The organism is Niallia sp. FSL M8-0099, from assembly GCF_038006945.1.
Lineage (GTDB): Bacteria > Bacillota > Bacilli > Bacillales > Cytobacillaceae > Niallia > Niallia circulans.
Genome location: NZ_JBBOWF010000002.1, coordinates 952,288 through 974,771, shown reverse-complemented (window position 1 = coordinate 974,771; position 22,484 = coordinate 952,288). Strand labels below are relative to the sequence as shown.

The 22,484-nt window shown below is 37.0% G+C and carries 24 protein-coding genes; 22 read left to right on the top strand and 2 right to left on the bottom strand.

From position 1 onward, the window contains the following. Positions 1-4: 4 nt before the first annotated feature. The 4 genes from NSQ92_RS19385 (at position 5) to NSQ92_RS19370 (ending at position 3,334) form a co-directional block, all read left to right on the top strand. Positions 5-661 (top strand): response regulator transcription factor, encoded by a 657-nt coding sequence (locus NSQ92_RS19385; protein WP_047942160.1) that lies wholly within the window; start codon positions 5-7, stop codon positions 659-661. Then, positions 658-1,590 carry a sensor histidine kinase gene (locus NSQ92_RS19380; RefSeq protein ID WP_047942047.1) on the top strand — a complete coding sequence of 311 codons (933 nt, stop codon included), beginning with the start codon at positions 658-660 and terminating at the stop codon, positions 1,588-1,590. Before NSQ92_RS19385 ends, NSQ92_RS19380 begins: the two co-directional genes overlap by 4 nt. A 90-nt stretch (positions 1,591-1,680) precedes the next feature. Continuing rightward, positions 1,681-2,604 carry an ABC transporter ATP-binding protein gene (locus NSQ92_RS19375; protein WP_047942048.1) on the top strand — a complete coding sequence of 308 codons (924 nt, stop codon included), beginning with the start codon at positions 1,681-1,683 and terminating at the stop codon, positions 2,602-2,604. A gap of 31 nt (positions 2,605-2,635) precedes the next feature. Next, positions 2,636-3,334, top strand: a complete 699-nt coding sequence (locus NSQ92_RS19370) for an ABC transporter permease (protein WP_176473360.1) — start codon at positions 2,636-2,638, stop codon at positions 3,332-3,334. 58 nt (positions 3,335-3,392) lie between these two features. Here NSQ92_RS19370 and trmL read toward each other — a convergent pair whose 3' ends face one another. After that, complete coding sequence (gene trmL, locus NSQ92_RS19365; RefSeq protein WP_047942050.1) at positions 3,393-3,863, bottom strand: tRNA (uridine(34)/cytosine(34)/5-carboxymethylaminomethyluridine(34)-2'-O)-methyltransferase TrmL; 471 nt, start codon at positions 3,861-3,863, stop codon at positions 3,393-3,395. 271 nt (positions 3,864-4,134) lie between these two features. Between trmL and NSQ92_RS19360 the strand changes: the two genes are divergently transcribed. From NSQ92_RS19360 to NSQ92_RS19345, 4 genes are all read left to right on the top strand, one after another. Then, the gene (locus NSQ92_RS19360; RefSeq protein ID WP_095259235.1) at positions 4,135-4,620 is read left to right on the top strand and encodes a sigma-70 family RNA polymerase sigma factor; all 486 of its coding nucleotides are present in this window, start codon (positions 4,135-4,137) and stop codon (positions 4,618-4,620) included. Positions 4,621-4,789: 169 nt separating this feature from the next. Beyond that, positions 4,790-7,297 carry a bifunctional diguanylate cyclase/phosphodiesterase gene (locus NSQ92_RS19355; RefSeq protein ID WP_341153104.1) on the top strand — a complete coding sequence of 836 codons (2,508 nt, stop codon included), beginning with the start codon at positions 4,790-4,792 and terminating at the stop codon, positions 7,295-7,297. 145 nt (positions 7,298-7,442) lie between these two features. Beyond that, a complete protein-coding gene (locus tag NSQ92_RS19350; protein ID WP_061799259.1) occupies positions 7,443-7,682 on the top strand; it encodes a helix-turn-helix domain-containing protein in 240 nt (79 codons plus the stop codon). Positions 7,683-7,712: 30 nt separating this feature from the next. Next, on the top strand, positions 7,713-8,201 hold the full coding sequence (locus tag NSQ92_RS19345; RefSeq protein ID WP_095259237.1) for a competence protein ComK: 489 nt from the start codon (positions 7,713-7,715) through the stop codon (positions 8,199-8,201). A 233-nt stretch (positions 8,202-8,434) separates the two neighbouring features. On the opposite strand, the gene NSQ92_RS19340 is transcribed toward NSQ92_RS19345, so the two are convergent. Beyond that, positions 8,435-8,881 carry a helix-turn-helix domain-containing protein gene (locus NSQ92_RS19340; RefSeq protein ID WP_053215658.1) on the bottom strand — a complete coding sequence of 149 codons (447 nt, stop codon included), beginning with the start codon at positions 8,879-8,881 and terminating at the stop codon, positions 8,435-8,437. A gap of 450 nt (positions 8,882-9,331) precedes the next feature. Here NSQ92_RS19340 and gnd point away from each other — a divergent pair, with 450 nt between their 5' ends. From gnd to NSQ92_RS19270, 14 genes are all read left to right on the top strand, one after another. Further along, positions 9,332-10,228, top strand: a complete 897-nt coding sequence (gene gnd / locus NSQ92_RS19335; RefSeq protein ID WP_095259238.1) for a phosphogluconate dehydrogenase (NAD(+)-dependent, decarboxylating) — start codon at positions 9,332-9,334, stop codon at positions 10,226-10,228. A 109-nt stretch (positions 10,229-10,337) separates the two neighbouring features. Next, positions 10,338-11,105: a PTS sugar transporter subunit IIC gene (locus tag NSQ92_RS19330; RefSeq protein ID WP_047942054.1), complete on the top strand. Its 768-nt coding sequence runs from the start codon at positions 10,338-10,340 to the stop codon at positions 11,103-11,105. A gap of 24 nt (positions 11,106-11,129) precedes the next feature. Then, a complete protein-coding gene (locus NSQ92_RS19325; RefSeq protein WP_047942055.1) occupies positions 11,130-11,999 on the top strand; it encodes a PTS system mannose/fructose/sorbose family transporter subunit IID in 870 nt (289 codons plus the stop codon). 77 nt (positions 12,000-12,076) lie between these two features. Continuing rightward, the gene (locus NSQ92_RS19320) at positions 12,077-12,490 is read left to right on the top strand and encodes a PTS sugar transporter subunit IIA (protein ID WP_061799237.1); all 414 of its coding nucleotides are present in this window, start codon (positions 12,077-12,079) and stop codon (positions 12,488-12,490) included. A 27-nt stretch (positions 12,491-12,517) separates the two neighbouring features. Continuing rightward, complete coding sequence (locus NSQ92_RS19315; RefSeq protein ID WP_095259239.1) at positions 12,518-13,012, top strand: PTS system mannose/fructose/N-acetylgalactosamine-transporter subunit IIB; 495 nt, start codon at positions 12,518-12,520, stop codon at positions 13,010-13,012. Between the two features lie 95 nt (positions 13,013-13,107). Beyond that, positions 13,108-14,100: a D-isomer specific 2-hydroxyacid dehydrogenase family protein gene (locus NSQ92_RS19310; protein WP_061799226.1), complete on the top strand. Its 993-nt coding sequence runs from the start codon at positions 13,108-13,110 to the stop codon at positions 14,098-14,100. A gap of 40 nt (positions 14,101-14,140) precedes the next feature. Continuing rightward, positions 14,141-14,806, top strand: coding sequence for an HAD family hydrolase (locus NSQ92_RS19305; RefSeq protein WP_341153103.1), 666 nt, complete (start codon positions 14,141-14,143; stop codon positions 14,804-14,806). 37 nt (positions 14,807-14,843) lie between these two features. Beyond that, positions 14,844-15,767 (top strand): phosphoglycerate dehydrogenase, encoded by a 924-nt coding sequence (locus NSQ92_RS19300; protein WP_341153102.1) that lies wholly within the window; start codon positions 14,844-14,846, stop codon positions 15,765-15,767. 19 nt (positions 15,768-15,786) lie between these two features. Further along, positions 15,787-16,416 carry a bifunctional 2-keto-4-hydroxyglutarate aldolase/2-keto-3-deoxy-6-phosphogluconate aldolase gene (locus NSQ92_RS19295; protein WP_047942061.1) on the top strand — a complete coding sequence of 210 codons (630 nt, stop codon included), beginning with the start codon at positions 15,787-15,789 and terminating at the stop codon, positions 16,414-16,416. Between the two features lie 200 nt (positions 16,417-16,616). After that, positions 16,617-17,810, top strand: a complete 1,194-nt coding sequence (locus tag NSQ92_RS19290) for a hypothetical protein (protein WP_341133057.1) — start codon at positions 16,617-16,619, stop codon at positions 17,808-17,810. Between the two features lie 73 nt (positions 17,811-17,883). After that, entirely contained in the window at positions 17,884-19,146 is a 1,263-nt protein-coding gene (locus tag NSQ92_RS19285) for a hypothetical protein (protein ID WP_341153101.1), read from the top strand. A 13-nt stretch (positions 19,147-19,159) separates the two neighbouring features. Next, positions 19,160-19,654: an NUDIX hydrolase gene (locus NSQ92_RS19280; protein ID WP_341133055.1), complete on the top strand. Its 495-nt coding sequence runs from the start codon at positions 19,160-19,162 to the stop codon at positions 19,652-19,654. A 229-nt stretch (positions 19,655-19,883) separates the two neighbouring features. Then, a complete protein-coding gene (locus NSQ92_RS19275) occupies positions 19,884-21,368 on the top strand; it encodes an aldehyde dehydrogenase family protein (protein WP_047942072.1) in 1,485 nt (494 codons plus the stop codon). A gap of 206 nt (positions 21,369-21,574) precedes the next feature. Then, positions 21,575-22,105 (top strand): hypothetical protein, encoded by a 531-nt coding sequence (locus tag NSQ92_RS19270; protein WP_341153100.1) that lies wholly within the window; start codon positions 21,575-21,577, stop codon positions 22,103-22,105. Positions 22,106-22,484 lie beyond the last annotated feature (379 nt).

The following is a 22,484-nucleotide window of genomic DNA, read 5'->3' as shown; positions in this document are numbered from 1 at the left end:
TGATATGGTAAAAAGATATTTACATAATGAAGGATTTAATGTGGAATGTGTTTTTGATGGAAAGACGGCAGGACAAATGTTTAAGGAAAAGCGTTATGATTTGATTTTATTAGATATCATGTTACCGAAATTGAGTGGGATGGATGTTCTTCAAAGTATCAGAACAACTAGTTATATTCCTGTTATCATCATGTCAGCGAAAGACACAGAGATTGATAAAGCTTTAGGATTAGGGTTTGGTGCAGATGATTATATTACAAAACCATTTTCCATGATTGAACTAGCTGCAAGAGTAAAAGCAGCGATTAGAAGATCGACGCAGTACGCTGACAAAAGCCGTGAAGAATCTAAGCCATCAAGGATGAAAGTCTATGAATTGGAATTAGATAAAGAAAATCATCGGGTATGGAAGAATGGTTTGGAAATTAATTTGACAGCGACAGAATGGAAAATCCTGCTTTTGTTTTTTAGCAACCAAAAGAAAGTGTTTACAAAGGAACAAATTTATCGTTCTGTTTGGAGCGATGATTATTTTGGTGATGATAATGTTATTAATGTCCATATGAGACGATTGCGCGAAAAAATTGAGGATAATCCCTCTGATCCTATTTATATCAAAACAATATGGGGGATTGGTTATAAGTTAGGGGAGTTTGAATGATTATCTGGATCAGTATTATTTTGGTTCTTCTTATTTTTAACGTCTATCAATATCGACAAAGGAAAAATCGGGATCAACATATAGCATATATATCAAACAAACTAAAAAAAATTCTGCAGAGGCAAACGAATGAAAGAATTCTCGTGGTCTCAAATGATCAACAATTAAAAGATCTCCTTATAAACATCAATCAAGTATTAGATGATCGTCACGAAAAGTCCCGAGAATTTATCAAAATGGAACATTCCATGAAGCGCATGCTTGCAAATATTTCCCATGACTTAAAAACACCTCTTACGGTAATTGCCGGTTATATTGAAATGTTTCAGAAAGATTTTCCCATTACAGAAACAGAAAGAGTGCAATTATTAAGTCAGGTGCATGACAAAACAATGGAGCTTATTCAATTAATGAATACATTCTTTGATCTCGCAAAGCTTGAGTCTGGTGATAAAGAAATTCCCCTTGAAATAGTAAATTTATCTGAACTATGCAGGAAAAATATCTTAACATTCCATGATTGGATAAGAGCCAAAGGGCTAGAGGCAATGATTGATATCCCTGATGAGTCTGTCTTTGCGCTGGGAAATGAGGAAGCTGTAAATCGTGTTTTACATAACCTCCTTTCGAATGCGCTCCGTTATGGTCTCGATGGGAAGGTAATTGGATTAAGCCTGCATTTTGATGAACAGCAGGTTTATATAGAAGTGTTTGATCGCGGGAAGGGAATTGACGAAGCTGACCAAGCTAATATCTTTGAGCGTCTATTTACACTTGACGATTCAAGAAATAAAGCATTTCAAGGCAGTGGTTTAGGGCTGACTATTACCAAAAGGCTAGTCGAAGAGATGCACGGAGAAATTTCCGTGCATTCTATTCCATATGAAAAAACTTCATTTTACATTACCTTTAGGCGAATGAATGGGTAAGGAATCTTAAGGTTTTTGTAAGATTTAAGACAGAAAAAAGCAAGGGATAGGAGCTAAAATGAATACAGATAGTAAATGAGGAGGATTTAGATGGACTATGCTGTACGAACAAAAGATTTAACCAAAACCATACAAGGACGTGAAGTCGTATCCCAGGTTTCCCTTCATATTAAACAAGGAGAAGTATATGGATTTCTTGGTCCTAATGGTGCAGGGAAATCTACGATTATGAAGATGCTGACCAATATGATTAAGCCTACACAAGGTAGTATTACAATCTTCGGAAAGCCTCTTCTTCCGAATTCCTATGATTACCTGACGAGAATTGGCAGCATGATTGAGTATCCGATTTTTTATGAGAAAATGACTGCTTTAGAAAATCTAGAACTACATTGTGAGTACATGGGTTACCATAACAAAAAAGCAATTAAGGAAGCGTTAGAGTGGGTTGGCCTTGAAAATGTGGAAACAATGAAACCAAAAGACTTTTCCTTGGGGATGAGGCAGCGTTTATGTGTTGCCAGAGCAATTATCACTAAGCCGGAATTATTAATTTTAGATGAGCCGATTAATGGGCTAGATCCAGCTGGGATTAAGTCAATGAGAAAATTGTTTAATATCCTTAATAAAGAATATGGAATGACCATTTTGGTTTCTAGTCATATAATCGGTGAAATTGAACAAATTGCAGACACGATTGGTGTGATAAAAAACGGTAAACTTATCGAAGAAGCAACGATGGATTCTATAAAGGCAAAAAATACCGATTATCTAGAATTAGTAACAAATAATCAGCGCAAAGCAGCTTTTGTTTTACACAATAAATTGAATATGAATAATTTGAAAGTGATTGATGATGAGGTGATTCGTATTTATGATACAGCCATTACTCCATCACAAATAACGAAAACGTTGATAGTAGAGGATATTGATGTAGAGTCTATGACAAAGAAACAAACCTCATTAGAAGAGTATTTTATAAAGAAAGTTGGATTGGAAAAAATCAATCATTAATTAACTTTTAATGATAATAGGAGGATATATTTTGTTTCATTTAATCAAGCTGGAGCTTAGAAAACATAAATTAGGTTGGTTTATTAAAGGAGCTATTATTGCTAATATCGTTATTCTTGGGTTATTATGCATGATTACTTTCGAGCAAATAATGGAAGGAGAGGAATCCTTTCAAAGCTTTGCGGATTATTCCATGGTTGCTGGAACAATGGTTCGTGGCGTATTTGTTGTTTTTGCTTCTGTGCTAATTTCGAAGGTCATCATAGATGAGTTCAAAAATCGCACTGCGCTTGTTTTGTTTTCTTACCCAATAGATCGGAAAAAAATAATGAGCGCAAAGATTGTCCTGATTTTTATTATGACATTGGCGACGTTGATTATTTCTAATCTGTTTGTCATTCTGAGTTTTCTCGGGCTAAATCAAGTATTTCATCTAACAATTGAAATGAATGTAACGATTAATCAATTTCGTTCCGAGCTATTAAATATATTGGTATTTAATGTGGCAACTGCAGGTGCATCGCTTGTACCTCTCTATTTTGGGATGAGAAATTATTCAACCCCTGCAACAATTGGTTCCTCTCTGTTGATTGTTATGATTATGTGTTCCTCGATCGGGACGGACTTTTCCTTGGCCAATATTATTTATATCCCTATTGCTTTAACAATTGTTGCAATTGGCATTGTTAACATGACTATACGCAAGATGGATTCAATTGATTTACAGTAATTATTTCAGGCGCCAAGAAAACTAATGAAAAAAGGGAAGCAGAGGAGATTCTGCTTCCTTATTTTATTTGTGAATATCCTTGTTGTCGTAATGCTTCAAATACTAGTATTGCTGCTGTATTGGAAAGGTTTAGGGATCGAATGTGTTCGGTCATTGGAATTCGTAGAAAATGGTCTTTGTGTGTTTCTAGTAAGTCTTTTGGCAAGCCCGTTGTTTCTTTTCCGAATATGAAGTAATAGTCCTTTGATTGGTCAGTGAAATCATAGGCTGTATAGGTTTTTTCAGCGAATGTTTCAATATAGTAAAATTCGCCTTGATTTTTCACAAAAAAATCGTCTAATGAATCGTAATAGGTAATATTTACGTTCTCCCAGAAATCTAGACCTGCTTGTTTGATCATCTTTTCATCGGTTGAAAAACCAAGTGGTCGAATTAAATGCAGCGCTGTATTTGTTCCTGCACAAGTACGTGCAATATTGGCAGTATTAGCCGGAATTTCTGGCTGATACAAGACAACGTGTATGGCCATGAATGTCACCTCTATTTATATTTTCCCTTTCGAATTATAGCATATTTTGAGGCAGCGGCAGATTTATTTAAAGGATAACAGCCTCTTAAAATAGGGCTATTTATCAAATAACCCTCACTCTACCTTCAAGTTAGACGTCAATTCTAAATATTACTTGCATTTTTTGTATTCTATCGTATCTTTTCTTCTGTCGAAAGTCTCCTTATTTTTCCATAAAGTAAAGGTACCTAGGAATAAAAAGGGAAAGGCGCTTTTCTGGAAGGAAACGAATGTGGAAGGGAAGAATTACGAGCAATTAGTAGAGGAGTTTACTCCGATGATCCACCATATGATAAAAAAGTTGCTGATTTATAAAGACAAGCAAGAGTTTTTTCAAATTGGTTTAATAAGCATTTGGGAAACGATGAGTCAGTTTAAGGAGGAAAAGGGTAAATACAGCAATTACTTATATCGACATATGCAAGGAAGATTTCTTGATGAATTGAAGCGGCGGACAAGAGAGGCAGAAAGGAATGATTACCCAAGTGAAGAGTTTTGGGCGCTGATGGAAAGTCCTATTCTATACCGAGAAGAAGAGGACTATATAAAAGGTCTTTGCAAGGAACTATCTGAGGGGGAGACAACTTGGGTAATAGCCACCTTTGTTCATCAGCTAACTGTAAAAGAAATAGCACAGAAAGAACGAGTATCGCCTTCTACTGTGAAATGGTGGCGGAAAACAGCGAAGGAGAAGTTGAAGCGGATATTGGAATTCTAGAGAGAAAGCGATGACTAACCACTACGAATAACATCCCTATTGATTATGAGAATCTTTTATTTGGATGGATCATCCTTCACTTAATAAATTGTTCGAGAATTCATATAGTCCAAATTTTACTGAACCTATATAATGGATTGTATATGACCGTAAAAATAGGGAGAAAGCTATGAAATTAGAACCGTTTATTAATGCAAGTCCTGATATTATTATTTTAAAGGATAAAGAAGGCCGCTGGATAGAAGCGAATCGTAACACATTGGAACTTTTTAATATAGAGAAATATCAAGGGAAAACAGACGAGGAATTAGGAGAGCTATATCCTCATATTGCTGCGTATGTGCCTGGCTTTGTGAAAAGTGATCTCCAAGCTTGGCAGACAGGAAAACAGATAGAAGTAAAAGGGTCGTTTTTTTTCCAAAACTCAGAGCGTATATTTGAGATAATTAAGGTACCGATATTTGATTCAGCTGGAAATCGTCAAAATCTAATCGTATTTGGACGAGATATTACGAAATTAGAAAAAAGTGAACAAATATATAAATCTCTATTTCTACATGACCCAGATGGAGTCTATACTTTGGACAAGGAAGGCAATTTTTTAGATGTTAATAAAGTTGCAGAAGAAATCAGCGGGTATACAAAGGAGGAATTAACGAGATTAAATTTCCGTGATTTAATCGTACCTGAACAACTTCCGAAAGTGCTGCTGCGTTTTGACAAGGTCTGTTGTGGAATGACTCAAGGGATTGAGTCGCAAATCATTCGAAAAGATGGGAAAATCCGGGATATCAAATTGACCACGATTCCATTGAAGTTAAATGATCAAGTTATCGGTATACATGGAATCGCCCAAGATATAACAGAAAAGAAAAGCATTGAGGAACTGCAAAAGAAACAAAAGGCTATTTTATCGAGAATTGCCGTGGGTGAACCATTAGAACAAATAATTGAATATATTACTGAAAGCGTAGAAGAACTTTTAAAAGGAATTTGTTCGATTATGTATTATGAAGAAGAGCATAATTGGCTGCGTTTTGGCTATGGTCCAAAGCTAGATTCTACATTCATTGAAAAAATTGATAAGTTTCCTGTAGGAGAGAATTTTGCCTCCTGTGGCCATTCAGCATACACGAAGGAATTAAAAATTACAGCGGATATAGAAACAGATCCATCTTGGTCAAATTGGAGGGCAATTGCACTCGCGAATGGATTGCGTTCCTGCTGGTCATTGCCCATTATCTCATCTAAAGATTCCTTATTAGGAACATTTGCTGTTTATTATAAGGAACCATTGGAACCAAAGGATTCTGATATTGAAATGTTAAAAGATTTTAGTCATTTGACAGGAATTGCTTTGGAACGCCATTTCCATGAAGAAAAGATTAAATATCTAGCAAATTATGATAGTTTAACAAATCTGCCGAATTTGCGGTATTTAAAGGAGATCTTCTCGCAGCGCTTACAAGAAACGAGCCACCTTGCAGTTATGTTTTTAGATTTAGATAACTTAAAACCACATAACGATACTTTTGGTCATTCATCAGGAGATAGGTTAATACAAGAAGTAGGGAAACGAATTCAAGAAGCCATTGGTGAAAAGAATGTGGTGGCACGAATGGGCGGGGATGAATTTGTTATATTAATTAGTAATTATATTAGCAAATCCATGTTACGTGCATTAGCTGCTAAAATTCTCCAAGCAATTGAAGAACCGATCATTATAGATGGTCAAGAATTTTCCACCCATGGAAGCATCGGTATAAGTCTTAGTGGGGAACATGGCCAAACGTTTGAGGAACTGATGAAGAATGCTGATATTGCTATGTATAGTATGAAGAAAGTGGGTGGCAATGCCTTTAATTTGTATGATCCAAAAATGAATGAAAATGCTGTCAGTGCTTTTCAGTTAAAGAGCAATCTAAAAAAAGCACTGAAAGAAAACGAGTTTGTTCTTTATTACCAACCTAAAGTGAATATAGAAACAGGTAATTTTATTGGAGTGGAAGCATTAATTAGGTGGATTTCGCCAGAGAAAGGGGTAATCAGTCCTGCAGCCTTTATTTCCCTAGCGGAGGAAAGTGACTTTATTTTACTGCTTGGTGAGTGGATTCTAAATGAAGCATGTGCTCAAATAAAAGAATGGGAAAAGTTAAATATAAAAATCCCCATCGCCATCAATGTATCGATTAAACAGCTCTTAAAACAAGATTTCGCTGCACTAGTGAGCAAAAAACTGATGGAATATAAGATTTCTTCTGAATACCTAGAAATAGAAATAACAGAAAGTGTGTTATCTAACCATGAATTTCTCGTTCGAGATACGGTTTCTACATTGCGGAGCATGGGCATAAAAGTCTCCATTGATGACTTTGGAACGGGATATGCTTCCTTCATGTACTTAAAACAGTTTCAAGCAGATACGATTAAAATTGATAAGTCATTTATTAGTCATCTTCCTGCTAGTCAGGAAGATGCAGCCATTGTTTCAGCGATTATCATCCTTGCATCGGAATTAGGTATGAATGTGATTGCAGAAGGAGTAGAAACCCATGAGCAGTCTGACTTCCTAAAAAGCAAAGGATGCACTAACCTACAAGGCTACTTATATAGCAAACCCCTTCCACCAAGCGAAATACTTTCATTTTTAACGGAAGCAGAGGGACGGTTCTTGTGAGGTCAATGACCTTCCATCGAACCGTCTTTTTTCTGTTTTTACAGTTGATTCCTAAAAATTAACAAAATGTTAACAAATTCCTGCCTATAGGAAGTTTTACTGGTTATTCATTTCCTTCATAATAGTTCTAAAGGAGGTGATAAATTTGAAAACAAGAGGGGAAAAAAGTTGTATTGATTATAAATTACTTAAAGAGAGGAGGTTACAGAAAAAGCTCACTCAGTTTGAGCTTGCGGATGAAACAGGCTTACACTATGCCCACCTTGGTCAAATTGAAAGAGGGCAAAAGGAACCAAAAGTAAGTACCCTATACAAAATTTGTGAAGTACTTGATTTACAGCTGGATGCAGTTCTTATTAAAGAGACGATGGAGGAACTAGATTAAAAAGTGTGTGAAAAAGAAGGAGTGTTAAAGATGAAGAAAGAGTGTATTTTAAATAAATATATTGCCAATGAACGCACGATGACCATCATGCCCATGGAAGCAATCGAATATGGCACAGTGGTAAAAGAAGTAGATCGGACTGTGTATGTCAAAGAAACTCCCTTTGACATAATCAAGGAGAATCTATTAATTGGAGGTTCTGATTTTGATGGAAGACGTCGTTCTATTACATATAAATTAGGAATGCAGAAAAGACTGCCTATGCCAATTAACCCCCCAAGAAATATATATGCATTTCCCACCCATGCTCCTAGGCAATTTCACTGTCAATGGATCTTCACCGAGCATATCGATCACATACACCCAGTAAAACACAATGAAAAATTTAAAAGCGCTATCATTTTTAAAAATGGAGAAAAAATCTTTACGGAAGTATCTCCCTATATCCTAGAGACACAGATTATCAAATCATGGAGGGTAAGAAAATCAATGGAAGATAGAAAGGATATCCGGCAATAGGCTCTTATAATGAATAGTGGGTTCAAAGGAACAGGCTTCTATGAGGTCCCATTATTTATATAGAACAGTTTATCCCTCTTTCCAAAGGATTAGGAAATGTCTGAAATCTAGCAGGAGAGGATATAAGAGAATCGGAGGGGTGGTTCTACTGTTACCCTGTTATAGGCATAAGATATGACTGGGTAGAACCATTCCCCCTTTGGTAACGATGCCAGTACAAGAATTGTCGACCGTTACCGACTTTCAAAATCGCGTTTCATTCGGGCAATCATTAATAATTCGGCAGCATCTCGTTCATTTAAATCATTAAATATGGAAACTAGTTCTTTTGCTTCTTCTGTTAGTGTTTCGTTGGCTGCATGTTCATTAATGGATTCTCGTTCTTTTATTATACTAGTGCTGATTGACGGTTTGTCATCCTGGATGACTATATTTCCGCTTTTTAAGGATGAATCTCCTAAAAATTCCTCTCCAGCAAGCAGCCAATCAGCAGATACCTCAAATTCCTTCGCAATGGTGTAAATGGCCTTAGCTCCAGGTAATGATTTCTTTTTCTCACTTTCCCAGTCTCCAACATTTCCCGAAGATACCCCAATTCTTTTTCCAAAAGCAGCTTGCGACAATCCGTGTTTTTCTCTTAATAATTTGATACGTTCCCCAATATGTTCGATCTTTTTCACTAATTTAAACTCCCTTCACACGAAAAAATGTATTTATACGAAATTTCGTCTATTTTCGGTTGACTCACTCGAAAAAACGTGTATAATTTGAATTAACAAATGATATTTGCCCACCGGTGTTCTAGCTAGTAAATATCACTTTGTGAAAAAATAGTAGTAAATTTCCGGTAGTTACTAAGCTTAGAATGGACCGGAAAGTTGTAAGAGCTGTCTGACATATAAATAAGTTCCGATTTATTTGGTACATCATTTCTAGGATGCTCGATGAGCGAAGCAGATAAGCGTAGGGAAGCTATGCCCATTTATCTATTAACCTAGCAATTGTACACGAAAAAAAGTAGATTCATGCATAAAATAATCTGAATGTAAGATTAAAGAAAAATGGTAATACTTTTTCAAAGTCACAAGCATTTACAAAGAATAAGCTGTTTGTAAACAAGGAGTGGTTTGATGCAAATTGGAATGATTGGTTTAGGAAAAATGGGATTTAACCTTGCGTTAAACTTAGCAAACAATCATCATTCTGTCTATGGTTTTGACGAATCTAGTGATGCTAGAAATAGAGCGAATGAAAATGGGATACATATTGTGGAAAGTATAGATCAAATGCTTATAAATATGCAATCTCCAAGAGTAGTATGGGTAATGGTACCAGCAGGAAAACCAAGTGAAATCGTGATAGAAAAGCTGCTCGAAAAAATGAAAGCGGATGATATTGTCATTGATGGAGGAAATGCAAATTATAAAGACTCTATCCGCCGTGCCGCCTTAGCTGAGGAAAAGGGCATTCATTTCTTAGATGTCGGCACATCAGGGGGAATTTTAGGCGCCAACCAGGGTGCATGTTTAATGATTGGAGGCAGTCAGGAAATTTTTGAACGAATAGAACCAATATTTAAAAGTGTTTCTACTCAAGATGGTTACTTATATGCAGGAGAATCTGGCAGCGGTCATTTCTTAAAAATGGTTCATAACGGAATTGAATATGGCTTTATGCAAGCAATTGGTGAGGGATTTCAAGTGCTGAATCAAAGTCAGTATGATTTTGATTTAGCTAAAATCGCTGCTGTCTGGAATAATGGTTCTGTCATTCGGAGCTGGCTTATGGAATTAATGGAATCTGCCTTCCAAAAAGATGCCAGACTCGAAAAAATTCGTGGAATGGTAGCATCATCGGGTGAGGCAAAGTGGACAGTTGAAACAGCATTAGATTTAGAAGTTCCTGTTCCCATTATTGCTTTGTCGCTTATGATGAGAAACCGATCACTGGAAGAGGACAGTTTTTCTGCGAAAGTGGTTGCTGCTCTCCGTAATGAATTTGGCGGCCACCGTGTGATTAGGAAGTAATTTTATATTTTATATAATTATTTCATATTTTTCTGCGGAAGGAGGACAGTGTTGTAGTAATTTGTGCAATTATGAACATTTTTAAAAATATAAGGGAGTGATAAGACAAATGGCAACACTATCCATTGGTCAAGCACTAATAATCGCCATTTGGGTTGCAATCGTTATGTCCCGAGGGATAGGCTATGCAACTTTAACATTGCGCTTTAGCCCGTTAATGACAGGGTTAGTTGTTGGAATTGTAACAGGACATATAACAGAAGCGATGATTATTACAGCGGCAATTCAATTAGTTTATATGGGCGCAGTTGCGCCAGGAGGTGCATTACCAAGTGAGCCTGCTATCGCGGCAGCTATTGCTGTAACAGTAGCTGTATTAGGGGATTTTACACCGGAAAAAGCAGTGGCTATCGCAGTTCCAGTTGGAATACTAGGTAGTTATGCTTATCAATTCCGCTTCTTTTTGAATACGTTTGCATTACGGGTGTTAGATAAATATGCAGCAGATGTAAATGACAGAGGAATATTTACATCTGTCATCATTATCCCGATTGTCATAAGTTTCATTCTTTATGTTCCATTAGTGTTTATTGCTCTTTACTATGGAGCTCCGGTTGTTGCTGATTTTGTTAATTCAATTAGCGATGGTCCAATTATCCACGTGCTTGAAGTAGTTGGCGGCGGTCTTGCTGCTCTGGGTATTGCCGTTATTATGCATGTTATCGGTAAAAAGGAACTGCTTTTATTCTTTTTTCTAGCATACTTCATGAGTGTTGCTTTAAAAGACTTACAGATTAATACGGTAACGTATGCGATTTTCGGTGCTATTCTTGCTGGTCTGTATGTATTATTCACGAGAGGGAAGGAAGCAGCTTAAGAACTTAAAAAGGTGGGTTGATTGATGAGTGCAGAAGAAAAGAAACAAAGTCCAGAGAATTACCCTGAGCCAATTACAAAAAAAGATTTGCTTAAGGCTTGGGCAAGATGGTGGTGGGCAAATGAGATCCCGCATACCTTTGATAGAATGGTGGCTCCTTCCTTTTTATTTGGAATGACGCCAATTCTGAAAAAATTATATAAAGATAAAAAAGATTTAAGTGAGGCGTACCAAAGGCACTTATTATTTTTTAACACGCAAGCCATTTGGGGCGGAGGTACATTGACTGGTATTACAGCATCCCTTGAAGAATCCCGCGCGAAAGCACTTGCTGAAGGAAAAGAGGAAGAAGCGCCGAGTCCAGACATGATTAACAATACAAAAGTAGGATTGATGGGTGCTCTAGCAGGGATTGGAGATGCGATTGACTCCGGTACTGTCCAGTATATTTTTATAGCAATCGCTTTGCCATGGGCGATGGCAGGCAGTCCTCTTGGAGCATTATTTCCGTTCCTTGGTTTCACGCTCGTAACATTTCTTTATGGCTATTATTTTGTCAGAATGGGCTACGGGCTGGGACGTAATGCAGCCAAAGAAATTTTAGCAGGAAGCCGTATTAAAACGATGATTGACGCATTATCTGTTCTTGGATTGTTTATGATGGGCATCTTGGCAGGGTCCTATGTAAAAGTAAGCAGCTCATTATCCTTTACTCTATCAGAAAAACAATTCGTGCTGCAGGATATTTTAGACTCAATTTTACCAGGGTTACTGCCTTTATTAACCGTATTAGGTGTTTACTTATACTTCGATAAAAAAGGCTTTAATATTACCAAAGGATTATTATGGCTAACTGGTACATTAATTGTACTCGGTGCAATCAAAGTTTTATAAATCTATTATTTTTGAGAAGTGATTATATAGGTAAGGAAAAAGTTGATAAGATTATCCCAAAGTAAAGGAGCAGGTGTATGGAAAATCGAGCAATTTTGGTGATTACACATGGGGAATTCGGCATCGAGCTCATTAAAAGTGCAGAAATGATTATGGGACCTCAGCGAAATTTACGAGCTTTAGCACTGCGACCAGGTGAATCAGTAGATGATTTGCGTGAGGATGCAAGTAAAATAATGGAGGAGAATGAGAAAAACGGCTTGGAAACCATTTTACTTGTAGATTTATTGGGCGGCAGCCCTTCTAATGTATCTTTATCGTTATTAAGCAAGTATGACTTACACATATTAACCGGTATCAATATGCCGATGTTAATTGAATTATTAACTTTCTACCAAACAGTAGAAGATACCAATAATTTAATCGAAACAGTGCAGGGAACAGGTACAAGTGGAATTCATCATTTGAATCGGAATTTCTTAAAGAAATAAATATCTAATATGAAAAAGGAGGCCAGCATGGGGAAAATCAATTTAGTAAGAGTAGATGATCGCTTAATTCATGGACAAGTAATGACAAAATGGTCAAAAGGTTTAGGGACTAATGCCCTTTATGTTATTGACAACGAAACAGCATCTGATGAATTTATGAAAGATATTTATATAAATACAAACTCTTCTTCTGGATTGAAGATTCAGGTATACAGCAATCAAGAAGTAGTTGAAAAATGGAATAGCGATCAGTTTGGAAAAGATAACGTTGTCCTACTTTTTAAATATATTGCTAGTGTGAAGGAAGTTGTGGAACAGGGGTTACCTGTTACTAGGCTGAATATAGGAGGCGTTTCAAAAAAGGGAGAGGCACAATTTGTTATCCCTACCGTTGCGTTAACAGAAACAGATGTTGATCATTTAAAGTCGTTAGATGCCAAAGGAATCGAAATATTTTTCCAAACGGTTCCAGACAGCAAAAAAGTTCCATTGATGGATGGGTTAAAAACGATTAAGAAATAGTTCTCAAGGAATGAAAGTACCGTTTTCTAAAAGGTGATTTCATTCCTTCCCCATATGTTCAGTAATGCACAATTTAAGCGGAAAGGAACAAAGCAATGGCAAACAAAATTGCAATTGTAAATTCAAGTAGTTTTGGAGAAAGATTCCCTGATCAAATAGAACGTCTTGAAAGCATTGGAGAGATAAAAAGATTTACCTTCCCTGTAAATATTTCGGGAAAAGAGCTAGCTGAAAAATTGCAGGGATTTACGATCATTATATCCAGCGTTACTCCTTTTTTTACGAGGGAATTCTTTGAACAAAAGGACGAAACACTGATTATTTCCCGACATGGGATTGGCTATAACAACATTGATATAGAAGCTGCAACAGAAAAAGGGACGATTGTGACCATTGTATCTGCATTAGTAGAAAGAGATGCTGTAGCGGAAAATGCAGTTACTAACCTCTTAGCAGTAGTGAGAAAAACATATCCAGCAGCAACGGCAGCAAGAGAAGGCCGTTGGGCAGATCGGGCTCAATTTGTTGGACATCAAATCAATGGGAAAACAGTTGGTGTAATTGGATTAGGGAATATAGGAAGCAGAGTTGGCGAGATTTTCAAGGATGGCTTTAATGCTAGATTACTAGCATATGACCCCTATCAAACAAAAGAGGAACTGGAACAAAAAGGTGCGGAAAGTGTTTCTTTAGAAGAATTATTAAAACAGTCCGATATTATTTCATTAAATGCATTTGTTAATGAGGAAAGCTACCATCTTCTGTCTGATCACGAATTTTCTTTAATGAAAGAAGGGGTGTATCTCACTAATACGGCACGTGGCGAATTGTGGGCGCAGGATGCTGTATTGCGGGCATTGGAGAGCGGCAAAATTGCAGGGCTCGCAACAGATGTTTTAGAAGGGGAACCAGTGGATAAAACCCATCCCTTTTTCCAATATGAAAATGTTCTGGTGACCCCGCACACTTCCGCCTATACAATGGAATGCTTAAGAGGAATGGGAGAGAAAGTAGTGTCAGACATAGAAAGAACGCTTAAAAAAGAGAGACCGGACAATGTGGTCAATGTGGAGTTGTTTCAAGGATGATTTTGTCCTAAGCGTTGTATTGATTGAAAGGAGAATTAGTTTGGAGATTCCATCGTTAGTTATTTTTGATATGGATGGTTTAATGTTTGATACGGAAAAGTTAGCCTATCAAGCGTGGCAAATGACAGCTGCCCATTATGGCTTTTCTTTTGAAAGGACTCTATTTGAACAGTTTATCGGCATAACGAATCAAGATATTGTTCGAAAAATGGCTGATTATTATGGTCCAGATCAACCTGTGCAAGAGTGGCGGGCATATATGCGTTTAAAAAAGCATGAATTAGAATACTCGTTTAGTAGAGGACCTCATTTTAAAAAGCCAGGATTGGACGAATTACTATCCTTTTTAAAGTCTCAGGGCATAAAGATGGCTGTAGCTTCATCAAGTGCGAGAGAAGTAATCCATCGATTTCTAACTTTATCAGACACACTTCCTTTCATTGATTTATATGTTTCGGGAGAGGAAGTACCAAGTGGAAAGCCAAGTCCTGATATTTTCCTTGAAGTTTGTACTCGATTAAAGGTGAGTCCGAAAGAGGCACTTGTATTGGAAGATTCCCCCGCTGGTATACAAGCGGCCTATCTTGCTGGTATTCCAGCAATTTTTATCCCTGATTTTGTGAAGGAAACAGCTATTATTGGTAAGCTCAAGCCAAAAATTTTTGGGGATTTGGCGGAAGTTGAACAATATTTACGATTCGTATAATACCTAAAATTAGGAAACGAGAGGAGGAGGGAGACAAATGCCGAAAGTACTCATTACTCCCAGATCTTTTGGAAAATACAGTGAGGAGGCAAGCCGAATATTGACTGCTCATGGCTTTGAAGTGGTTACTAACCCATATGGCAGAATCATGACGGAAGAAGAAATGAAAAAAGAAATAGTGAATGTAGATGCAGTTATTGTTGGTGTGGATCCATTGAATGCTGATGTCCTAGCAGAGGCGAAACGGTTAAAGGTTATTTCAAAATATGGCGTTGGAACAGATAATATTGATGTTGATTACTGCAAAGCCAACAACATTCCAGTAACGATTACTCGAAATGCCAACGCTGACTCTGTCGCGGATTTTACTTTCGCTCTAATGTTAGCGATTGCGAGAAGAATAGTAGAAATTGATCAATCATGCCGTGCAATGGATTGGGGCAAAAAAACAAGTATTGGTATATATGGAAAAACACTTGGTGTGATTGGGACCGGCGCCATTGGAAAGGGTGTTATTAAAAGAGCCCATGGCTTTGACATGGATATTCTAGCTTACGATGTTTGCCCAGATAATGAGTTTGCTAAAAAATACAAGGTGACTTATGTGGAACTGGAACACCTTGTGAAAGAAAGTGACTTTATAACCCTTCACTTACCAGCAACTCCAGAAACAACCAATCTATTTAGTGAGAAAGAATTCAGCATGATGAAGGAAACGGCTGTATTGGTCAACACAGCTCGTGGGGAACTGATTGATGAAGATGCCCTTTATAATGTTCTGCGGGATAAGAAAATTTGGGGAGCTGGAATAGATGTTTTCAAAAAGGAACCACCAGAAAAGAAGGAACTGCTGGAGCTGGATAATATGATTATCGGGTCACATGCTGCTGCCTCTAGTGTGGATGCAGTCAATAAAATGAGCTTAATGGCAGTTGAAAATATCCTTGCTAATTTTAAATAAAAGGAAAAGGTGATCTTTTATGGATAAAATAGAAGTTTTAGCAAAAATGAAAGAGGAAAAGATTGTAGCAGTAATTCGAGCGCAAAATATAGAACAAGGGCTGCATGTAAGTGAAGCGATCCGGCAAGGCGGCATTAAATTTTTAGAGTTAACCATGACAATTCCTGGCGCATTGGATGTGATCAAAAAACTAGCTGATAAATATGCAGGAGAGGATGTTATCGTTGGAGCTGGAACAGTATTAGATCCGGAAACAGCAAGACTTGCTATTTTGGCAGGAGCAAAATTTATAGTAGGACCAAATCTGTCCCCGGAAGTCATTACGATGTGCCACCGCTACAGAGTTGCTGTTATGCCTGGCGTTATGTCACCAACCGAAGCACTAACAGCAATAGAACTTGGTGCAGATGTTATCAAAGTATTCCCGGGTGGAGCCTTTGGACCAAGTATTGTGAAAGATTTTAAAGGACCTCTTCCTCAAGGGAACTTTATGCCAAGCGGCGGCGTTACTGTCGAAAACGCAGCTGAATGGATCAAAAATGGCGCCTATGCTATAGGAACAGGCTCCAGCCTAACAAAAGGAGCAGCCACAGGCGATTACGAAGCAGTAACCCGCGAAGCAGAAAAGTTTGTAGCGATTGTGAAGTAGAGAAGCAGATGGACGGTTCTTGTGAGAGTATTTTAAGTTCAGAAGTATATATTTAACAATCAAGCTATCTTCTGATGAACGGAAGATAGCTATTTTAATGGGAAAGGAAATAGGAATAAAACAATATGATTATTCAACTTTCTTCCAAATATGTTAGACTAAAATAGTCTAATAGATATAGAAAGTAGTGAGGGGAAGCAGTGAAAAAGATATTCATTATTATCATTACATCGATTATAACTGTGCTGGTTACATTGATTGTGTTATGGAAGATAGATGTAATTTACGTCAATGTAGCGGCACCAGTGGAAAAAAGCAAAGAGATACTAGGCAAGGATGAGGTCTCCGTATTATTGGAGCTAGAGTATCCGAAGCTTGGGGACGACTTGCAAGTAGCCTATACTATGTATGGCAAACCAAAGTATGAATCCATAAATCAAAAGGATTTTGTGCTGCAGAAAGAAGAAAATAAAGAGATATACATAAAACATAATGAAGAAAATCAAATAGAATCCTTTGACTTTTTTGTGAAAGGAGATAAGGATAAATTTCAAGTTTTAGGGGAGAAGTTACTACCAACAGGCAGTTCTTTTTTAGATGAAAATCATGAGGAAGAAGAGAAAAAGAATGATACGTTTCGTTATACATCGATAGAGTATAAAGATAGTTACTATTATCGCCTGCCCGAGGAACAAGGTATTGCGACAATTGTGGTATCCAATAGAGTTTCGGAGTTATTTGAAGAATCAAAAAAGGATGATGCACCAAGTTACAATATAGAAGTTTCCTTAATGACAGACTATGAGTTTAATAATCTAATGAGTAGTAGACAAATTTCAGACGATGAAGCGACTATATCCGTTCACGAGGAAACGAATTCTGATAATGGGGAAGCAAGTGAATACACGAATACTGAAATGAATGCACCAATAGGAGAGGAGTTTGACGAAGCTGCTATAGCATCCAATAATGAAAAGATTAAACATCCAGACTTTTTGCCAAACGCCCAAAATGGAGTTATAGCGGGAATCAATATTTCTTTAAAAGGGCCAATTGGTCCAATTATAGAAAATCAAATAGGTCAACCTGACTGGAGAATAGGCTCAGAAGGTGGATATATCCTCATGTATAAAGACTATCAGGCTGGATTTGGTGTTCCTTATGATTATGAGGAGTATCCTGAATCACTCATTCATTCTTATCATCTACCGATTTATTTAAAAGAAGAAGAAATTATCCAATCTTTAGGTGAACCAATCAGTAAAGAATTTAGCGAAGTGGATAATGGTTATTATATGTATTATCAGGTTGGAGATTATGAATTATTTTTTGAAAAGGATTCGGATGATCCAGCTGAGGGTTATTATTTGGTTCGGATGAAGGGGAGATTTTAAATCAGATATTTTTTATTGTAAGGATAGGTAAAAGTATAATTCATAAAAAATAGTACAGGCTGAGGTGGTCATTTTGTCGAAGGCAAAGGGTGATTTATCGGATTTATATTTTATTTTTGCTGATAATGTTTATGAGAAATACATAACGACGGATAGTTTTAGGGCGTTGATTAACTTTTATGCCCTTCTTTATAATCGTATAATTATTCCAGATACATTTTTTATAAATAACAGTCATTTATTAAATTTTCTTCATTCGGGAGAGGGGCTAAAATATATTGAAAAAGGAATAATTGTTCCTTCTGCTCGGATAGGTACAATAAGCTTAGTTCATACATATGAGAGTTTTGAAGAAAATGGTACCTTACAAAAGTCTTCTCTTTCAAAATTGGAAGTTTTAAATACATTAGAACAAATAGATTTAAGTAAATCTATTACATGGAGTATTGATGAAATATCTGGTCATTTCACAAAAAATATTGCTGAAAATTTAACCTCACTTGAAATAAATATAGAGGACAAAAAGTATTGGGAGGATAAGATTTATGCCCTTTCAGATAATAATCTTTCCAGAAAAAGGCTCTATGATTTATTAAAAGAAATACAATTTAATGAGGAAAATACGAAAAAATTACTTAGTCAGTATATTGATATTACTTATAACTTTAATATCCCTAATTTTTATAAGACTTCAGCTGCTTATCCAGATATGCTTGTCCGTTCATCAAGACAAACATTAACGCCTGAACAGGTGTTTTTTCAAACAAGCGCTTCTATAAGCCAGTTTGATCATATAACAAGTGATTATTTTATTCATACAAATCTTTTTAATGAAGGTATTTTAAAATCATTGAACGCTGAGCAGATAGACCACATGAGAAAGCAGAAGGAATACATAAAGTTACAAAGGGCTTTTCGAAAGGGAGAAAATCATATTGCCTCAGTGGAAGATAGCTTAACCAACTTTATTTATATGTTTGATAGTGAGTTATCTAGAATTATCTCTCATGATATTAAAGAAAAACTAAATAAAGAGAAAAGAAAATTATTCCTACAAACGTTGGGGACAGAAGCTGTGGCTGGGGATGGAGTGGGAGTAGGAATGGGAACCCTAAGTCAAACCATTGGTTTAGTACTAGACGGAGTTCAAGAATTTATTGGCGGTAAAGTTATTGGTAGTGCTGTAAAAATTGCCCTTAGTCCTTTTTCTAGAAAAACAGAGACGGGGATAAAGCATTTAGAGTTACAAGGGAAGAAAATAGTGAAGGATATGGAAAATGACACAAATATTTTAGATGTCATGAAATCTTTCTCTCTGAACTCGTTACGTCAGTAAAAAGGAGATTAAAATGAAGAAAAAAATTGTATATGCAAACGACTACTATCAAGTTTTTCTTGACGACCGAGAGATTTTATCTTTAAGAAATTTAAAAAATGGAGCGTCTATTCTTCCGGTAACTAACGATAAAAAAGTCATTCTTATGGAGATTTTCAGAAAGCCTATAAATGCTTATTCACTAGAAATTCCAAGAGGATTTAAAGAGGACAAAGAAGATAGTTTAGTAACTGCAAAAAGAGAACTATATGAAGAAATCTCATGTGAATGCAGGAATATTATATCCTTGGGATCAATGTACCCTGATTCTGGTTTTATTGAAAGTAAGATCGATTTATATTTAGGTCTTGGAGCGAATCTAATTGAAAATAAACTCCAAGAAGAAGAAGGTATTCATAAAATAAAATTATTAGATTTTCAGAAAGCTATCCAAATGGCAATTGACGGAGAAATCCTCGATTCATTCACATTAGTATCATTATTGCGAAGTCAAAAGTATTTACCGTAAGGAATAAGGGACACAGAGGGAACGGTTCTAGTGAATACATGCCTAACTAGAACTGTTCCTCTATGTCTGTCATTTCTTGTCAAATGCCGTCAAACATGTCAAAAATCCTCGAAATATTTCTTCTTTTATTAGTTGTATCTCTATTTCCACAGTGTTAACATTATTTTGTAAGCGTTTTCCATTATTGGTGCCTGACCATTAAATTATCTACTTTTTAAGGAGGAATTCGATGAACCAACAGACTGTAGTTTTGAAAGAAAAGGTTGGAAAGTTCCTAAGTGGTAAGAAAAAGTTATTTATTAATGGTGAATTTGTGGAGAGTCAAACACAAAAAACATTCGACAGTTATAATCCAGCGACAGATGAGGTTTTAGCAAGTGTATATGAAGCAGGTCCAGAAGATATTGATTTAGCGGTGAAAGCGGCACGGAAAGCTTTCGACGAAGGACCTTGGTCAAAAATGAGTGCTTCGGAGCGCAGTCGTCTTATGTACATACTGGCCGATTTGATGGAGAAAAACAGTGCGGAGCTTGCCCAATTAGAAACGTTAGATAATGGGAAACCGATTCGCGAAACAACTAATGCGGATATTCCATTAGCCATTGAGCATATGCGCTATTATGCGGGTTGGTGTACAAAAATTACAGGACAAACGATTCCAGTTAATGGTCCATACTTTAATTATACACGCCATGAAGCAGTGGGAGTAGTTGGGCAGATTATCCCTTGGAACTTCCCGCTGTTAATGGCAATGTGGAAGCTCGGAGCGGCCCTTGCAACCGGATGTACAGTGGTATTAAAACCAGCTGAGCAAACGCCGTTATCTGCTCTTTATTTAGCAGAATTAATCCAGGAAGCGGGGTTCCCGGATGGGGTTGTGAACATTGTTCCTGGATTTGGGGAAACAGCTGGCCAGCCGCTAGTTGATCACCCTTTAGTAGATAAAATTGCTTTTACTGGTTCTACGGAAGTTGGAAAAATGATTATGGCGAATGCCTCTAAAACATTGAAAAGAGTTACATTGGAGCTTGGTGGGAAATCACCGAATATTATCCTGCCAGATGCAGATTTAACAAAAGCTATTCCAGGTGCTTTTAATGGTGTTATGTTCAATCAAGGACAGGTATGCTGTGCCGGGTCTAGAGTTTTTATTCAAAAGAAACATTTTGATAATGTCGTTGCCGATATGGCAGATCAAGCGAAAAAAATGAAGCAAGGTGCTGGCATCCACGCTGATACAGAAATTGGACCGCTTGTTTCCGCTGAACAGCAACAACGAGTTCTTGGTTATATTGAAAGAGGGTTAAACGAAGGCGCGCAGCTAGTCGCAGGTGGTTTTAATCCACGTGAGGAAGGATACTTTGTTTCCCCAACTGTTTTTGCCGATGTACGAGATGAGATGACGATTGCCAAGGAAGAAATTTTTGGACCTGTTATTTCGGCAATGCCATATGACGATTTAGATGAGCTGATTAAACGTGCAAATAACAGTGAATATGGCTTAGCAGCAGGCGTCTGGACGAGAGATGTTGCTAATGCCCACTACATCGCCAGCAAACTCCGCGCAGGAACAGTTTGGGTCAACTGCTACAATACATTCGATGCAGCCTCTCCATTCGGCGGATACAAACAATCAGGCATCGGCCGTGAAATGGGCTCCTATGCCTTAAACAACTACACAGAAGTAAAGAGTGTATGGGTTTCTATGCAATAAGGGAATCGGAGGGACGGTTCTTATTGCTTTTTAATCGCATGATATAGCAAGTAGTGGCTGACGCAAAAGTCGTTGAAGAACAACTTTTGAAGTCAGCTTCTTTTTGTTCATATACTAGGATTAATGGAAAGAGTACTCTGTATAAATGTGTATTTCATTTTCACAAGACATAGTAATAAGGAAGGAAGAAGGGAGGGCAACATGTAATGAAGAACATTCTTTTGATAGTTGCGCTAGCTCTGACCATTTTTGTTATTTACCTTATTGCGATGCATCCAAATCCAACTAAAACTGTCTTTATTCCTCCTACACCATCTTTGGAAGAAAGGGTATGTGAAGAAGTATCGGAACAATTTGGTGATTGCAAACGAATCCTGTTGTTTGATGCGCAGTCCCGTATCGTTTTTGCGGAAAATAGGTCGGGGATTGTTCCTGTACTTACTAATAAAGAATTTACTGACTTTCAAAAAATTATTTATCCTATATTAGAATTTCAGGAGTTTCAAGAAGAGAGACAAGAGAGAGGTTCTATTACCTGGCAGGCAAATAATAAGCTCGAAAAGAATTTTTCCATTATTTATGGATTTGCCGAAGATAGCGCCAAAACCATCATTATTACTAGTGAGGGCAATATCCAGCCAAATAAGTTTTTCCTTCAAGATAATCTCTGGGTATGGTATGCGACTTTCCCGAAGGATAATGTTAAACTGCCAGTTGAAGTAGATGCTTATGAATAAATGGAATCGTAGGGACAGTCAGTCTTTTTGCTTCCCTTATTAAAGATTAAAGAAGCTTAGGAGTCTTCCTATGCTTCTTTTTTGGTTTACTTAGGGACTTTTCTCGCGATTGATGAATGTCGGGCAAGCTAATATGAAAGTAATTTTTCATTCAGGGAAGTAATATCATCGAGAAGAGAATAAGCGTTATATGGTTGAATGTTTCTCGAAAATAATAGGGAATAGGTGGAACAGCCTCTCTGAAGACTAATTCGGTAGAAAAATGTCGAAAACGGTTGTCGAAAGTATTGATATACGTCAAATTTTGTCGATATGTATATTAAGCAGTATAGTTATATGTTTTATGATGCTAAATAGAGATGCATAAAGGAGACGAGGA

Coding starts and splice junctions, on each gene's coding strand:
- NSQ92_RS19385 (WP_047942160.1), top strand. CDS start 5: ATGGTAAAAAGATATTTACATAATGAAGGATTTAATGTGGAATGTGTT.
- NSQ92_RS19380 (WP_047942047.1), top strand. CDS start 658: ATGATTATCTGGATCAGTATTATTTTGGTTCTTCTTATTTTTAACGTC.
- NSQ92_RS19375 (WP_047942048.1), top strand. CDS start 1,681: ATGGACTATGCTGTACGAACAAAAGATTTAACCAAAACCATACAAGGA.
- trmL (WP_047942050.1), bottom strand. CDS start 3,863: ATGGCCATACACGTTGTCTTGTATCAGCCAGAAATTCCGGCTAATACT.
- NSQ92_RS19355 (WP_341153104.1), top strand. CDS start 4,790: ATGAAATTAGAACCGTTTATTAATGCAAGTCCTGATATTATTATTTTA.
- NSQ92_RS19345 (WP_095259237.1), top strand. CDS start 7,713: ATGAAGAAAGAGTGTATTTTAAATAAATATATTGCCAATGAACGCACG.
- gnd (WP_095259238.1), top strand. CDS start 9,332: ATGCAAATTGGAATGATTGGTTTAGGAAAAATGGGATTTAACCTTGCG.
- NSQ92_RS19330 (WP_047942054.1), top strand. CDS start 10,338: ATGGCAACACTATCCATTGGTCAAGCACTAATAATCGCCATTTGGGTT.
- NSQ92_RS19325 (WP_047942055.1), top strand. CDS start 11,130: ATGAGTGCAGAAGAAAAGAAACAAAGTCCAGAGAATTACCCTGAGCCA.
- NSQ92_RS19320 (WP_061799237.1), top strand. CDS start 12,077: ATGGAAAATCGAGCAATTTTGGTGATTACACATGGGGAATTCGGCATC.
- NSQ92_RS19315 (WP_095259239.1), top strand. CDS start 12,518: ATGGGGAAAATCAATTTAGTAAGAGTAGATGATCGCTTAATTCATGGA.
- NSQ92_RS19310 (WP_061799226.1), top strand. CDS start 13,108: ATGGCAAACAAAATTGCAATTGTAAATTCAAGTAGTTTTGGAGAAAGA.
- NSQ92_RS19300 (WP_341153102.1), top strand. CDS start 14,844: ATGCCGAAAGTACTCATTACTCCCAGATCTTTTGGAAAATACAGTGAG.
- NSQ92_RS19295 (WP_047942061.1), top strand. CDS start 15,787: ATGGATAAAATAGAAGTTTTAGCAAAAATGAAAGAGGAAAAGATTGTA.
- NSQ92_RS19280 (WP_341133055.1), top strand. CDS start 19,160: ATGAAGAAAAAAATTGTATATGCAAACGACTACTATCAAGTTTTTCTT.
- NSQ92_RS19275 (WP_047942072.1), top strand. CDS start 19,884: ATGAACCAACAGACTGTAGTTTTGAAAGAAAAGGTTGGAAAGTTCCTA.
- NSQ92_RS19270 (WP_341153100.1), top strand. CDS start 21,575: ATGAAGAACATTCTTTTGATAGTTGCGCTAGCTCTGACCATTTTTGTT.